This is a genomic window from Bacillus sp. FSL W8-0223, from assembly GCF_038006805.1.
Classification (GTDB): Bacteria; Bacillota; Bacilli; order Bacillales; family DSM-4216; genus Bacillus_O; species Bacillus_O smithii.
In genome coordinates this window covers 3,209,488-3,224,918 of record NZ_JBBOVX010000001.1, presented here as the reverse complement: position 1 = coordinate 3,224,918, position 15,431 = coordinate 3,209,488, and the positions used below count along the sequence as shown (strand labels likewise).

11 protein-coding genes and 1 riboswitch are annotated in these 15,431 nt (G+C 44.6%); of the genes, 5 read left to right on the top strand and 6 right to left on the bottom strand.

The genetic code is table 11. The features are described from left to right. Positions 1-25 precede the first annotated feature (25 nt). A complete protein-coding gene (gene aceA, locus NST81_RS15465; RefSeq protein ID WP_003354103.1) occupies positions 26-1,315 on the top strand; it encodes an isocitrate lyase in 1,290 nt (429 codons plus the stop codon). 89 nt (positions 1,316-1,404) lie between these two features. Here the strand turns inward: aceA and putP are convergent, their stop codons facing one another. Next, on the bottom strand, positions 1,405-2,901 hold the full coding sequence (gene putP / locus NST81_RS15460; protein WP_048624100.1) for a sodium/proline symporter PutP: 1,497 nt from the start codon (positions 2,899-2,901) through the stop codon (positions 1,405-1,407). Positions 2,902-3,254: 353 nt separating this feature from the next. On the opposite strand from putP, the gene gatC reads away from it, so the two are divergent. The 4 genes from gatC to ltrA all read left to right on the top strand — a co-directional run bounded on the left by gatC (position 3,255) and on the right by ltrA (position 8,333). Continuing rightward, complete coding sequence (gene gatC, locus NST81_RS15455) at positions 3,255-3,545, top strand: Asp-tRNA(Asn)/Glu-tRNA(Gln) amidotransferase subunit GatC (protein ID WP_003354105.1); 291 nt, start codon at positions 3,255-3,257, stop codon at positions 3,543-3,545. Between the two features lie 13 nt (positions 3,546-3,558). Then, the gene (gatA, locus tag NST81_RS15450; RefSeq protein WP_048624099.1) at positions 3,559-5,019 is read left to right on the top strand and encodes an Asp-tRNA(Asn)/Glu-tRNA(Gln) amidotransferase subunit GatA; all 1,461 of its coding nucleotides are present in this window, start codon (positions 3,559-3,561) and stop codon (positions 5,017-5,019) included. A 15-nt stretch (positions 5,020-5,034) separates the two neighbouring features. Then, positions 5,035-6,465 (top strand): Asp-tRNA(Asn)/Glu-tRNA(Gln) amidotransferase subunit GatB, encoded by a 1,431-nt coding sequence (gatB, locus tag NST81_RS15445; protein ID WP_270583414.1) that lies wholly within the window; start codon positions 5,035-5,037, stop codon positions 6,463-6,465. A gap of 605 nt (positions 6,466-7,070) precedes the next feature. Then, positions 7,071-8,333 carry a group II intron reverse transcriptase/maturase gene (ltrA, locus tag NST81_RS15440; RefSeq protein WP_003354109.1) on the top strand — a complete coding sequence of 421 codons (1,263 nt, stop codon included), beginning with the start codon at positions 7,071-7,073 and terminating at the stop codon, positions 8,331-8,333. Between the two features lie 88 nt (positions 8,334-8,421). Here ltrA and NST81_RS15435 read toward each other — a convergent pair whose 3' ends face one another. From NST81_RS15435 to argJ, 5 genes are all read right to left on the bottom strand, one after another. After that, a complete protein-coding gene (locus tag NST81_RS15435; protein WP_341030212.1) occupies positions 8,422-9,468 on the bottom strand; it encodes a ribonucleotide-diphosphate reductase subunit beta in 1,047 nt (348 codons plus the stop codon). Positions 9,469-9,495: 27 nt separating this feature from the next. Continuing rightward, the gene (locus tag NST81_RS15430; protein WP_003354125.1) at positions 9,496-11,739 is read right to left on the bottom strand and encodes a ribonucleoside-diphosphate reductase subunit alpha; all 2,244 of its coding nucleotides are present in this window, start codon (positions 11,737-11,739) and stop codon (positions 9,496-9,498) included. Positions 11,740-11,871: 132 nt separating this feature from the next. Next, a riboswitch (cobalamin riboswitch) is annotated at positions 11,872-12,060 on the bottom strand. Positions 12,061-12,253: 193 nt separating this feature from the next. Beyond that, the gene (locus tag NST81_RS15425) at positions 12,254-13,393 is read right to left on the bottom strand and encodes an acetylornithine transaminase (protein WP_341030210.1); all 1,140 of its coding nucleotides are present in this window, start codon (positions 13,391-13,393) and stop codon (positions 12,254-12,256) included. Further along, positions 13,390-14,160, bottom strand: coding sequence for an acetylglutamate kinase (argB, locus tag NST81_RS15420; RefSeq protein WP_341030209.1), 771 nt, complete (start codon positions 14,158-14,160; stop codon positions 13,390-13,392). Before argB ends, NST81_RS15425 begins: the two co-directional genes overlap by 4 nt. 27 nt (positions 14,161-14,187) lie before the next feature. Next, on the bottom strand, positions 14,188-15,420 hold the full coding sequence (gene argJ, locus NST81_RS15415) for a bifunctional glutamate N-acetyltransferase/amino-acid acetyltransferase ArgJ (RefSeq protein ID WP_048624094.1): 1,233 nt from the start codon (positions 15,418-15,420) through the stop codon (positions 14,188-14,190). Positions 15,421-15,431 lie beyond the last annotated feature (11 nt).

Sequence of the window (15,431 nt, the reverse complement as noted above, 5' to 3'; positions counted from 1 at the left end):
TCTATGAAAATGGGAGGAATTGACAATGACAGATCCACGTGTACAAAAATTAAAAGAATCATGGGAAAATGATGAAAGATGGAAAGGGATTACTCGTCCATATACAGCGGAAGAAGTGATCAAACTTCGCGGTTCGATTGATATTGAATATACACTGGCTCGCCGCGGTGCTGAAAAGCTTTGGAAACTGCTTCATACGGAAGACTATATCAATGCATTAGGAGCGTTGACCGGAAACCAAGCCGTGCAGCAAGTAAAAGCCGGATTGAAAGCCATCTATTTGAGCGGATGGCAAGTGGCAGCCGACGCCAACCTCGCCGGCCAAATGTATCCTGACCAAAGTTTGTACCCGGCCAACAGCGTACCGCATGTGGTCAAACGGATTAATCAAGCTTTGCAACGCGCCGACCAAATCCACCATTTAGAAGGAGACGACTCCATTGATTGGTTTGCTCCGATTGTGGCAGACGCAGAAGCCGGTTTCGGAGGACAATTGAATGTATTCGAATTAATGAAAGCGATGATCGAAGCAGGGGCTGCCGGTGTCCATTTCGAAGACCAGCTTTCTTCTGAGAAAAAATGCGGGCACTTAGGCGGAAAAGTGCTGCTGCCGACCCAAACGGCTGTACGCAATTTGATCGCTGCTCGTTTGGCGGCTGATGTAATGGGCGTACCAACTATTCTGGTAGGCAGAACGGATGCTCAAGCAGCTGATTTGATCACTAGCGATATTGACCCATATGATGCTCCATTTATTACAGGGGAACGCACGGAAGAAGGATTTTATCGCACGAAAAAAGGAATTGAACAAGCGATTGCTCGCGGACTTGCTTATGCACCGTATGCTGACCTTATTTGGTGTGAAACATCCGAACCGAACGTGGAAGAAGCTCGCCAATTTGCGGAAGCCATCCATGAGAAATTCCCAGGCAAGCTATTGGCATACAACTGCTCGCCATCGTTTAACTGGAAGGCAAAATTGGATGATAAAACGATTCTTAACTTCCAAAAAGAATTGGCCAAAATGGGTTATAAATTCCAATTTGTTACTCTTGCCGGATTCCATACCCTTAACTACAGCATGTTCGAATTGGCACGAGGCTATAAAGAGCGTGGAATGGCTGCTTACTCAGAATTGCAGCAAAAAGAGTTTGCCAGCGAAAAATATGGATACACGGCTACTCGCCATCAACGTGAAGTCGGCACCGGCTATTTTGACGAAGTGTCCATGGTGGTTACAGGCGGAAACGCTTCTACTGTTGCCCTTAAAGGCTCTACGGAAGTGGAACAATTCCAAACTCAACCTCAAAGATAATAAAGAAAAGAGCTTCGGATCTCATTCCGAAGCTCTTGTTCTTCATGTAGCCGTCACTTAATCTTCCGCTTCCAAGCCCCTTTACTCAACTAAAGGGGTCTGACCCCTTTTTTCAATTCTTTTGCCAACGTTTCTTCCATTAATTCAAACGTTTGTTCAATTTCATTTTCTGGTTTGGATGTAAGGAGGCTAACTATCAAAATCGCCAATGTGCTTAAGAAAAAGCCTGGAATCATTTCATACATAAAGTGTTTCAGGGCGGGGATGCTGATCCAGATGATCACCGTTACAGCTCCGACTATCATGCCTGCAAGCGCCCCCCATTTATTCATTCGTTTCCAATACAAGCTCAGTAAGATCGCCGGACCGAAAGAGGCGCCAAATCCTGCCCAAGCGTTGCCTACTAAAGCTAAAATCGTATCGTTCGGCGAATACGATAAAATAATCGCGACAACGGCTACTAAAAGAACCGAAAGCCGTCCGATCAACACCAATTCCTTGTCAGAAACATTCCGCTTCACAAACGCTTTATAAACGTCTTCGGTCAAAGCGCTGGATGTGACCAAAAGCTGTGACGATATCGTGCTCATGATGGCCGCTAATATAGCCGCTAATAAAAAGCCGGTGATCAACGGGTGGAATAAGATCCTGGAGAACACGATAAAGATGGTTTCCGGATCGTGAAGAGGGTAATGTTTGACGGACATATAGGCAATCCCTGTAAGTCCGACAAGAACAGCGCCGCCGACCGTCATGATCATCCAGCCTATTCCGATCCGACGTGCCGTTTTCATTTCCTTGACAGAATGAATCGCCATAAAGCGGACAATGATGTGTGGCTGTCCAAAGTAGCCTAGCCCCCAAGCTAGGAAGGAGATAATGCCCATGATCGATGTACCCCTAAACATGTCCAGCAGTTTCGGATCCACCGAATGAATCTCGCTGAAAACGGAGACGGGACCGCCCAAATCCAGAAAAACGACAAGCGGTACGAGAATAAGAGCAATAAACATGATCGTTCCTTGGACAAAATCGGTTAAACTGACAGCTAAAAATCCACCTAATAAAGTATAAAAAATGACGACTCCTGCTGTAAGAAAGGCACCTAAATGATAGTTGAGGTGAAAGGCCGATTCAAACAGTTTTCCTCCTGAAACGATCCCGGCGGATGTATATAAGGTAAAGAAAATAATAATGACCAGCGAAGAAACAAGGCGCAGCAGCCTGGAACGGTCGATAAACCGATTTTCTAAGTAGTTTGGAATCGTAATGGAATCATTGGCGACATATGTGTACATTCGCAATCGCGGCGCCAAAAATAAATAATTGGAATACGCCCCGATGACCAGTCCGATGGCGATCCATGAACCGGAAATTCCGGTTGTGTACAAGGCGCCGGGAAGCCCCATCAATAGCCACCCGCTCATATCCGAGGCGCCAGCGGAAAGAGCGGTGACAGCAGGCCCTAACGATCGGCCGCCAAGCATATAATCCGATAAATTCGACGTTTTTCTGTAAGAGTACCATCCGATAGCCAGCATGGCCAAAAAATAAATCGATATTGAAATATAAACGCCGCTCTCCATAAAATCCTCCTCTTGTAATATTTTTTTGAATTTTCAAATTTAAATCTTTCTATTATTTTATGAACCATAAAGCCGTTTATACGGTGGCCGGATTCTGTAGATCGGCCATTTCGTCCTTGAGAAAAAGGTCTTATAGAAAAATATTATATAATTTTGTATTTTAAGAAAACAAGTCATATAAAAAAGATTTTGGAAAAGAAATAGACGGAGATTTGTTCTCTACTCCGTCGACAATGTTCGTGGTACAATAAACATTGAGTGAGAAATTACGCTAATTTGTTGCTTTTCCATCTTTTATTTTGATATCATCAATATTATTGCAATGGCACGAGAATATTCTGGAGGTGAAGGAAATGTCACGAATTTCCATTGAACAAGTAAAGCACGTTGCTGATTTAGCGCGATTGGCGATTACGGAAGAAGAAGCTGAAAAATTCGCTACACAGCTGGATGCCATTATTTCGTTTGCGGAACAGCTGAATGAATTAGATACGACGAATGTAAAACCAACTTCGCACGTGCTGGAAATGAAAAACGTGCTGAGAGAAGATACTCCGGAAAAAGGGCTTCCTCGCGAAGAAGTTCTAAAGAATGCGCCTGACCACCAAGATGGGCAAATTCGTGTTCCGGCCATTATTGAGTAGAGGAGGGGTATGAATGGCACTGTTTGACCATAAGCTGACAGAATTGCACGATCTTTTACATAACAAAGAAGTAAGCGTCTCGGACTTAGTCGATGAAGCTTATAAAAGAATCAGTGAAACTGATGAAAAAATACAAGCTTTCTTAACTTTAGATGAAGAAAACGCTCGTAAAAAAGCGCAAAAACTGGACGAAAAGCTTAGCAGCGACGAAGAAAAAGGCCTTTTATTCGGAATGCCGATTGGAATTAAAGACAACATCGTTACAAAAGGTCTGCGCACAACTTGCGCCAGCAAAATATTAGAAAACTTCGATCCTATTTATGACGCGACCGTAATCGAAAAACTTCGGGAAGCAGAAGCCATTACGATCGGAAAATTGAATATGGATGAATTTGCGATGGGATCCTCCACTGAAAATTCCGGCTTCCAGCTGACTCGCAACCCATGGGATACGGAACGTGTTCCGGGCGGTTCTTCAGGAGGCTCGGCTGCGGCAGTGGCAGCGGGACAAGTTCCTTTTGCTTTAGGATCTGACACGGGTGGATCGATTCGCCAGCCTGCAGCCTTTTGCGGAGTCGTAGGATTAAAGCCGACCTATGGACGGGTTTCTCGTTTTGGATTAGTAGCTTTTGCTTCTTCTTTGGATCAAATCGGTCCCATTACACGCAATGTAGAAGATAACGCTTATCTTCTACAAGTGATCGCCGGATTGGATCCGCATGACTCTACATCGGCCAATGTGGAAGTGCCGAATTATGCGGCTGCACTAACCGGAGATGTGAAGGGATTAAAGATCGCCGTTCCAAAAGAGTATCTTGGCGAAGGAGTTCAAGAAGAAGTTCGACAATCCGTATTGAATGCTTTGAAAGTGCTCGAAAAACTAGGAGCCACTTGGGAAGAAGTATCGCTCCCGCATTCAAAATACGGAGTAGCCACGTACTATCTGTTGGCTTCTTCTGAAGCATCGTCCAATTTGGCTCGCTTTGACGGCATCCGCTACGGTTATCGGACGGAAAATGCCGAAAACTTGATTGAACTTTATAAGAAAACGAGAGCAGAAGGCTTCGGCGACGAAGTAAAGCGCCGCATTATGCTTGGAACGTTTGCGTTAAGCTCCGGTTATTATGATGCTTATTACAAGAAGGCTCAACAAGTGCGTACGCTGATCAAAAAAGACTTTGAAGATATTTTTGAAACTTATGATGTCATCATCGGGCCAACGACTCCGACACCGGCATTCAAAATCGGCGAAAATATAGACGATCCGTTGACGATGTATGCAAATGATATTTTAACGATCCCTGTGAATCTTGCAGGTGTGCCGGGAATCTCTGTTCCATGCGGATTTTCTGCGGACGGATTGCCGTTAGGGCTTCAAATTATCGGAAAGCACTTTGACGAAAGCACCGTTTACCGCGTGGCGCATGCATTTGAACAGGCAACGGACTTCCATAAACAAAAACCGCAACTGTAAGGGGTGAAAAAGCGAATGAATTTTGAAACTGTGATCGGATTAGAAGTGCACGTAGAACTCAAAACGGAGTCGAAAATCTTTTCGCCTGCACCTGCTCATTTCGGAGCTGAACCGAACACCAATACGAACGTGATCGACCTTGGATATCCGGGTGTGCTGCCGGTGTTGAATAAACGGGCAGTAGAATTTGCGATGAAAGCGGCAATGGCGTTAAACTGCGAAATTGCGACTGAAACAAAGTTTGACCGCAAAAACTATTTTTATCCGGACAATCCTAAAGCCTATCAAATTTCTCAATATGATCAGCCGATTGGCCAAAATGGCTGGATTGAAATTGAAGTGAACGGCAAAAAGAAAAAAATCGGCATTACTCGCCTGCATTTAGAGGAAGATGCCGGGAAATTGACCCATGCCGGAAACGGTTATTCATTGGTTGACTTTAACCGTCAAGGGACACCTCTGATTGAAATCGTTTCTGAACCGGATATTCGCAGCCCGGAAGAAGCATATGCCTATCTGGAAAAATTGAAATCGATTATCCAATATACCGGCGTGTCGGATTGTAAAATGGAAGAAGGATCGCTTCGCTGCGATGCCAATATTTCACTTCGTCCTTACGGTCAAAAAGAATTTGGAACGAAAACGGAACTTAAAAACTTGAACTCGTTCAACTTTGTTCGCAAAGGGCTGGAATTTGAACAAAAACGGCAAGAAAAGATCTTGTTGTCCGGCGGAGTCATTGAACAAGAAACTCGCCGTTTTGATGAAGCGACCGGACAAACGATCTTGATGCGCGTGAAAGAAGGATCGGATGATTACCGCTACTTCCCGGAACCGGACTTAGTAGAACTGTATATTGACGACGAATGGAAAGAACGGGTGCGCGCTGAAATCCCGGAACTTCCGGATCAAAGGCAAAAACGATATGTGGAAGAATGGGGTCTTCCAGCTTATGACGCCAAAGTTCTGACCCTTACAAAAGAAATGTCCGATTTCTTTGAAGCAACCGTAAAAGCCGGAGCCGATGCTAAGCTCGCTTCCAACTGGATGATGGGCGAAGTGTCCGCTTATTTAAATGCGCAAGGAAAAGAATTGCATGAAATCGCCTTGACGCCGGAAAGTTTGGCAGGTATGATTCGCTTGATTGAAAATGGCACTATTTCTTCTAAAATTGCCAAGAAAGTATTTAAAGAGTTGGTCGAAAAAGGCGGAGATCCGGAAAAAATCGTCAAAGAAAAAGGACTTGTCCAAATTTCTGATGAAAATGAACTGCGCAAATATGTACTGGAAGTGCTCGACGCCAATCCGCAATCGATCGAAGACTTTAAAAACGGAAAAGATCGGGCGCTTGGATTCCTTGTCGGTCAAATTATGAAAGCGACTAAAGGACAAGCTAATCCGCCGATGGTGAATAAATTATTGCTTGAAGAAATCAATAAACGTTAACATGCTTTATAATAAAAAGGAGGCGGCTCCGTTTAAGAGCCGGCCTCCTTTTTTGTGTGCGCCCGGCATGGGTGTAATCTATAGGGTGAAAGTCCCAAGCTGCGAAGGCAGAAGTAGCAGTTAGCTTAACGCAAGGGTGTCCGTGGTGACGCGGAATCTGAAGGAAGCGGGCGGCAAACTTCCGATCTGAGGAACACGAACTTCATATGAGGCTAGGTATCACTGGGTGAGTTTGCACAACAAAACAAAGCCCTTTCTGCCGAAGGTGATACAGAGTAAATGAAGCAGATGGATGGAAGGAAAGATTACACTCTTACCCGGGGAGGTCTGATGGATACGTGAAGTACCCTTCATAACCTACTTAGTGATAAGTAGCTGAGCCATCAGAAGTCAGCAGAGGTCATAGTACGAATTGGTCTAGAACAATTCGGAAGGACTGAACAATTAAGAGAGAATAGCCCTTTGCATTCAGTGTGTCATGTTGAACACAGAAAACGTAGTACCTCACTTGAGGAAGGAAACGGTGAATCCCGTGGGGGACCTCTTGGAGGGTGGAGTGACCACTGGCATAAGAAGATAAGCTATTCACGGAAGGAAGAATAACAATGCTTTTGAATCAAATCCTGTCACGGGAGAATATGCTTTTAGCTTTACAAAGAGTAGAAAAGAACAAAGGTAGCCATGGAGTAGATATGATGCCCGTACAAAACCTACGTCAGCACATAGTCGAAAACTGGATATCCATTAAAGAAGCTATTCTCAAGGGTACCTATGAACCAATGCCTGTTCGAAGAGTCGAAATCCCGAAACCTGATGGCGGTGTTCGGTTACTAGGTATTCCAACCGTAACAGACCGTTTGATTCAACAAGCAATTGCCCAAGTATTATCGAGGATATATGACCCTATGTTCTCCGAACATAGTTATGGGTTTCGTTCAAATCGAAGTGCTCATGACGCAGTTAGGAAAGCAAAAGGCTATATCAGAGATGGTTATAGATGGGTAGTAGACATGGATTTAGAAAAGTTCTTCGATCGAGTGAATCATGACAGGCTGATGAGTACATTAGCCAAGACTATTAAAGAAAAGCCACTATTGAAGCTAATCCGCAAATATCTACAAGCTGGTGTCATGATTAATGGTGTGGTATCTAGGACAGAAGAAGGGACGCCGCAAGGTGGCCCCCTAAGCCCTTTACTTTCGAATATTGTACTAGATGAACTAGACAAAGAATTAGAGAAAAGAGGGCATAAATTTGTTCGTTATGCCGATGACTGTAATATTTACGTGAAGTCAAAACGGGCTGGTGAAAGAACCATGGCTAGTGTCAAACGATTTATTGAGGGAAAACTTCGTCTAAAAGTCAACGAGAAGAAATCTGCGGTTGACCGACCATGGAAACGAAAGTTTCTAGGATTTAGTTTTACACCTTCAAAAGAGCCAAAAGTTCGGATTGCCAAGCAAAGTCTAAAACGAATGAAGAAAAAGGTGCGAGAAATCACGTCAAGAAAAATACCATACCCAATGGAATATCGGATTAAGAAACTTAACCAATATCTACTTGGATGGTGTGGATATTTTGCATTAGCAGACACAAAGAGTATCTTTGAAGATTTGGATGGCTGGATTCGACGAAGACTCCGGATGTGTTTATGGAAAAACTGGAAGACCTCAAAGACCAGGATACGCAACCTCATAAAACTAGGAGTTCCTGAATGGAAAGCTTATGAATGGGGGAACAGTCGCAAAGGTTATTGGCGAATCTCAAAAAGTCCCATATTACACAGAACCCTTGGAAACTCCTATTGGAGTAACCAAGGGCTTAAAAGTCTACAGAAACGTTATGAATTCTTGCGTCATTTATCTTGATTGAACCGCCGTATACGGAACCGTACGTACGGTGGTGTGAGAGGACGGGGGTTAATCACCCCCTCCTACTCGATTAAGCTTGAGGCGTTTATAATTCATCGAATCCGTTGTCAATTACATTGACTTTTGTATATTGACGCGACTTTTGTTCAAAGAAATCCGATTTTCCTAAGTCTACTTCTTCATACGCTTTAATCCACGGAAGCGGGTTGGTTTGATAGCCAGGAAACGGTTTTGAATCCGGGTATCCAAGCTGTTTGACGCGGAAGTTGGAATAAAACTTGACATAGGCTTCTACATCTTCAATGAAAATGCCATTTATTTTATTGCCGATCACTTCTCGTGCCCAATCAATCTCGAGTTCTGCCGCTTGTTTAAAAGTTTCTTTCACAAAGTGTTCCATTTCTTCATTATCATATTCCGGGTATTCTTTTAATACTTCTTTAAAGATTTTCACAAACAAATCGACATGAATTTGTTCGTCCCGGTTAATGTAATTAATCATCGTGCTTGTCGCGACCATTTTTTGATGGCGAGCAAGATGGTAAAAGAAAGCGAACCCTGAATAAAAGAACAGTCCTTCCAAAATGACGTCAAACACGCAGGATTTCAATAAGTGCTCCACAGTCGGCTGATCCACGAAATGTTTATACCCATCGGTGACAAACTCATTTCTTCGCTGCAAAGTAGGTTCGGTCCGCCAAAACTCAAAAACTTCATCTTGTTTTTGTTTCGGAACGAGGCTGGATAATATATAAGAATAAGAATGATTATGAATCACTTCCTGCTGAGCCAATATAATCATCAGCGCGTTTAAGCTGGAATCGGTCAAATAATCGGCTACTTTTCCGGCATAGTCGGTTTGGATGCTGTCAAGCAAAGCAAGAAGGCCGATGATTTTCAAAAAGCTGTCCTGTTCAGCAGGAGGCAGCTCAGGAAATTGTTTAATGTCTTGGGACATATTGATTTCAAATGGCGTCCAAAAATTAGCCAGCATTCTTTTATACTTCGGATAAGCCCAAGAAAAGCGGACATCATCCCAGTTTAAAATATTGGAGCTTTCACCGTTGACAATTTTCGTCGAACGGTTGGGAGCTTCGCGATTGATTAGTTCTCTCTTTTTTAATCGTTCCATTTTCATATCCTCCTTGAATATCCAATGTCAGCTTGAGCACGATTCGCATTCTTCCATGATTTCCGACGAAGTGGACCGCAAATAATACGTAGATTTCAGTCCGGATTTCCATGCTTGCAAATGAAGATCCAGCAGCTGTTTCGCTTTGATCGTGTTTTGTACGTACATGTTAAAGGAAATCGATTGATCAATATGGCGCTGACGAACGGCGTTTTGACGGATGCTCCAATGTTGGTCGAGAAGATAGGCCGATTTATAATACCATGTCGTGTCGGCGTTCAAGTCCGGCGCTGTCACCGGTATCTTGTAATCTTTCTTTTCTTCGGCATAAAATTTTTGGAAAACCGGATCAATGCTCGGTGTGCTTCCGGCTATCAAGGAGGTCGATGAATTCGGAGCGATCGCCATTAAATAGCCGTTTCGAATTCCGTGTTCTTGAATGCTGCGGGCTAGCTGTTTCCATTTTTCATCTTTCAGATAGCCGCGTACTTCAAAATAGCGTCCGCTTTCCCAATCGGAGCCTTCAAAGTAAGGATAGGCCCCTTTTTCTTTCGCTAATTCCATGCTGGCTTGAATGGCATAGTAAGCGATAGTTTCATATAATTCATCCGCATATTGAACGGCTTCATCACTTTCCCAGCGGATATGTTTCAAAGCGAGCAAATGATGCCAGCCGAACGTGCCTAATCCAACGGCTCGATATTTTTGGTTCGTGATTTGAGCCTGCAAAACAGGAAGATGGTTGATGTCGATCACATTGTCGAGCATTCGGACTTGAATTCGGATGAGACGTTCCAAGCATCCATCTTGAACGGCCCTTGCTAAATGGATGGACGACAAATTGCAAACGACAAAATCTCCCGGAACTTTCTCCACATGAATGCGGCCGTCTTGGATATATTGTTGGGTCATGACGGTCGGGCTCATATTTTGGGCAATCTCGGTGCACAAATTCGTCGCGTAGATCATTCCTTTATGCTTGTTCGGATTCATGCGATTGGCCTCATCACGGTAGAACATAAACGGCGTTCCCGTTTCGAGCTGGCTTCTCATAATGGATTTCATGATTTCAATCGCAGGCACTTTTTCTTTGGAAAGCTGTGGATGGTTGACACATTCTTGATATTTTTCACGGAAGCTTCCCCGGCCTTTTTCTTCGTCATAATAATCTTCCAATGAGAAGCCCATGACGGTTCTGACTTCATGAGGATCAAACAAATACCAATCATCCCGGTTTTCGACGGCTTCCATAAAGAGATCGGGTATGCACACGCCCGTGAAGATATCGTGGGTACGGAACCGTTCGTCGCCGTTATTCAGCTTCGCGTCTAGAAATGCAAAAATATCTTTATGCCAAACGTCCAGATAGACGGCAATCGCTCCTTTGCGTTGTCCGAGTTGATCGACGCTGACAGCGGTATTGTTCAATTGTTTCATCCACGGAATGACTCCTGATGAAGCGCCTTGATGGCCGCGAATGGCGCTGCCGCGGCTGCGGATTTTTCCAAGATACAAACCGATTCCGCCGCCATGTTTCGATAAATTGGCCGCATCGGTGTTGCTGTCGTAAATTCCTTGCAGGCTGTCGTCTACTGTATCGATAAAGCAGCTGGATAATTGACCGTATTTTTTGCCGGCGTTGGCCAAAGTCGGAGTGGCTACCGTCATATAGAGATTGCTTAACGCCCAGTAGGCTTCTTTCACAAGCGTTAGACGTTTTTCTTTCGGTTCCTTTTGCATCAACGTCATAGCGATGATCATCCAACGTTCTTGCGGCAATTCCATCGTTCTTTTTTCGTAATCTTTTGCTAAATACCGGTCATTTAATGTACGCAGCCCGATGTATGTAAATAGCTCGTCTTTTTTCGGATCAATAATAGATTCCAACTCTTCTATTTCTTGTTTGGTGTAGGTTTCAAGTAGAACAGAGTCGTAAATTCCAATCTCCGTCAGATGTTGAATCAACGGATAAAAAGGCCCGTAGCCTGTCTCGCCCGGATCATAGCCTCTGTTGGCTGCTGCTTCTGTATACAATAGGCCGGCGAACAGCTTGGCGGCTACAAACGTCCAATCAGGTTCTTCTACAGAGATAAAACCGAGACATTCCAAAATCAATTCCTCGGTTAACGCTTTGGTCGAAAGCCACGGTTTTTGTTCCGCCATCTGTTTGGCTTTTAAGGATAATATCGAAAAATCAAGCTGTGGATATTGGTGAGATAGTTTTTCAAATAAAAGCTGAAAAACTTGTTCTTTTGAATTGGTTGAGATCATGGTTTGGTCCTCCTTATCGTTTGAAAGAACAAAAAAATCCGCCCGGAAATATGAGCGGATCAAACGATAGACAAAAAAGGCAGAGGTAACCCTTTTTCACTATCGTTTCATCTTCCCAAATCCCCGGAGAATTGAAACTTGACAAGGATGGCAGGTCTCCTGGCTTGTGGTCATCCTACTAGGGACCTTCCCATATCAGCACCGAACAGCAAACTGATACAGTGGTATTCCCGTTCGTCTCACTTACAGTTGCGGGGACAGCTCCGGAATTTCACCGGATTCCCTTTTAAGTCCAACGACACCATCGCTTGCAGCGAAACAATATATTGAAATCGTATGGAGTTGTCGATCTATATATTGTGATGATAAACTTTGTGCAAAGAATTGTCAAGAGGGCAGAGCTCTTTATCGATAGTGATAAAGAAAGAAGAGAACCTTGAGTGAAGAAGTGCAAAAAAAGAAATCCCCCTGTCATTTTCAAAGAGACAAGGGGAGAATGATGTGGAATATTCATTTACGATCCCAGAACTTTTGACAAGATGTTGACGGCTTTTTCGATTTCTGAATCTGAGACCGTCAATGGAGGAAGGATGCGGAGGACATGAGATCCGGCTGTTAAAATCAGCAGTTTTTCTTTTCTTGCTTGAACGAGGAAAGGCTCTGCATTGTCTGTAAGCTCTATACCGATCATTAATCCTTTTCCTCTAATAGATTTAACTACTTTTGCATCGGATAATTTCGTCTTCAACAAGTTTTGGAAATAAGCTCCTTTTCTCTCTACGTCATTCAGAAAATCGTTTTGGAAAATGATTTCCAATGTGGCTTTTGCGGCTCGGACAGAAACCGGATTGCCGCCGAAAGTGGAACCGTGAGAGCCCGGAGAAAAGGCTTGGCCTAGTTCTTTTTTGCCGATGATGGCACCTAAAGGCAGTCCGCTGGCGATTCCTTTTGCGACCGAGACAATGTCGGGATGCAGGCCATAATGTTGGAAGGCAAACGGTTTACCCGTCCGGCCGATGCCGGTTTGAATTTCATCGATGATGAGGAGAGAACCGTTTTCATGGCATAACGTTTCCAATGACTGTAAAAATTCCGGCGTGGCCGGATTTATGCCACCTTCTCCTTGGATAATTTCAGTCATCACCGCCGCTGTGTTTTCATCAAGCGCTGCTTTTAAAGCTTCGATATCGTTGAAAGGAACGTATTCAAATGTTTCCAGCATCGGACCAAAGCCGATTTTGACTTTTTCCTGCCCGGTTGCGGCCATTCCGGCAAAAGTCCGTCCGTGAAACGAATGTAAGAACGTGATGATTTTCGAGCGGCCGGTTGCCTTTCTGGCTAATTTGATCGCCGCTTCGTTTGCTTCCGCTCCGCTGTTGCAAAAGAATACAAGATCAAGACCGGATGCTTCCGCTAAAAGCTTGGCGGTTTCTTCTTGAAGTTTGCTTTGAAACAGATTGGAAGTGTGCCAAAACAGGTTGAGCTGGTCGATTACCTCTTCTTTAACAGTGGATGGTACATGTCCGAGATTGGTCACTCCGATACCGGCTGTAAAATCGAGATACTCATCGCCGTTTTGATCTGTCAGCCGCGATCCTTTCGCTTTTACGGGCTGCACTTCCCAGCGAGCGTATGTGGGAAATAAGTAACTCATATTGTCACCTTCTCTTTTGCAAATTGTGTTCCATGCCAATGGCCGCTTTTATAAAAACGCTTTTTCCCTGATACAATATGCACATGGCCCGTATTTTGGGAAGCCGCTTTTAATGCCGATTGGACTTTTGGAATCATTCCTCCTGTAATGACTCCGCTTTCCATAAGTTGATGGGCTTTTTCTTCTGTCAAACGGTCGATCAATCGGCCGTTTTGGTAGACCCCATCGACGTCCGTCACCATTAAAAAATGGTCCGCGTTGAGAGCCGCAGCCACCGCACAAGCCGCATGATCGGCATTGACATTTAAAATCCGGCCATCCGGACCGGAAGCAATCGGCGTTAAAACAGGCAATAGTCCCTGTTCGGTGAGGCTGGACAGAAAATCGGCCTTGACGTTTGTTACATCTCCAACTAGTCCGTACTCTTCACGATTGATAAAATCCGCCTCAAGCAAGTAAGCGTCGCTCGAATTTAAGCCGATCGCTTGGAAGCCGTGCTGCTGCAGCAGGTGGACCAATTTTCGATTGGTCTTGCCTGAAAGCACCAGCTCGGCTGTTTCCAGCACTTTTTCGTCGGTTATTCTTAAACCGTTTTTAAATTCAGATTTGATCTTGAACAGGTCGAGCATGGCGCTGATTTCCGGACCGCCGCCGTGCACGAATACAAGGCGGTAGCCGTCTTTTTCCATTTCTTTCATGCTTTGGAAAAAATCTTCTGATAAATGGTCCACCACACTTCCGCCGCATTTCACTACTGCCGTTTTCATTGGGATCCCCCTTTGTCATACCTTTCGTTATGTTCGATAACTGGCATTAATCTTCACGTAATCATAAGTTAAATCGCAGCCCCAGGCTGTTCCTGTCCCGTTTCCGACATTCAGACGGATCTGGATCACAACCGTTTCATTTTTTAAATACTCCGTGACGGCTTCTTCGCTGTAGGCTTGAACTTCGCTATTTTTCAGTATCCAATAAGGACCGATTGCAATGTCTATCTGATCCGGAAGAACGGTGGCTTCACTATAGCCGACAGCGCAAACCACTCTTCCCCAGTTCGCATCGTTGCCATAGACGGCGGTTTTCACCAAACTGGACCCGACTACCGTTTTGGCGATCTTTCTGGCTTCTTCGTCATTGGCTGCTCCTTCGACGTTGACTTCCACCAGTTTTGTTGCTCCTTCGCCATCGCGGGCAATTTTTTTCGCCAAATCTTCGCACACCATTTTGAATGCGGCTAAAAACTTCTGCCATTCCGGATGTTTTGGGGAAAGCGGGTTATTTCCTGCCAGTCCGTTGGCCAAGACGAGGACCATATCATTGGTGGAGGTATCGCCGTCTACGGTAATTTGGTTAAAAGTATCATCCGTAATTTCTTTCAGCGCCTGCTTCACATATCCGTCTTCAACCGCGGCATCGGTCGTAACAAAAGCGAGCATGGTGGCCATGTTCGGCTTGATCATGCCCGATCCTTTCGCCGCGCCTCCGATCGTGACTTTTTTTCCGTCAATGGTCGTTTCGACCCCGCAGCTTTTTGTGACAAGATCCGTCGTCAAAATAGAGGTTTCAAACGAATTCGAATGCTCTTTAGAGGCAGCCGGTTTCAACATCTGAATTCCTTTTTTCATTTTTTCCATTTCTAAATATTCCCCAATGACGCCGGTGGACGCTACGGCTACATAGTGATCGGGAATGCCGAATTTTTTGGCTACCCATTCGCGCGTTTGATAGGCATCCAGCAGCCCTCTGTTTCCGGTGCATGCGTTAGCGCAGGCGCTGTTGACGAGAACGGCTTGCAGTTTATGTTCCTGGGCAAGGCTTTCCTGAGTAACCTTTAACGGAGCAGCTTGAAACACGTTCGTTGTGTAGACAGCTGCAGATTGGGCAGGCACTTCGCTAAAGATAATACCGAGGTCTTTTTTGGCATAACGCAGCCCGGCATGTACTCCATCAGCGGCGAACCCTTTCGGGGAGATGATAGATCCGTTTTCCAGCTGATGGATATCGTACGGTTTTTTCAATGCTTGCATGTAAAACTCCT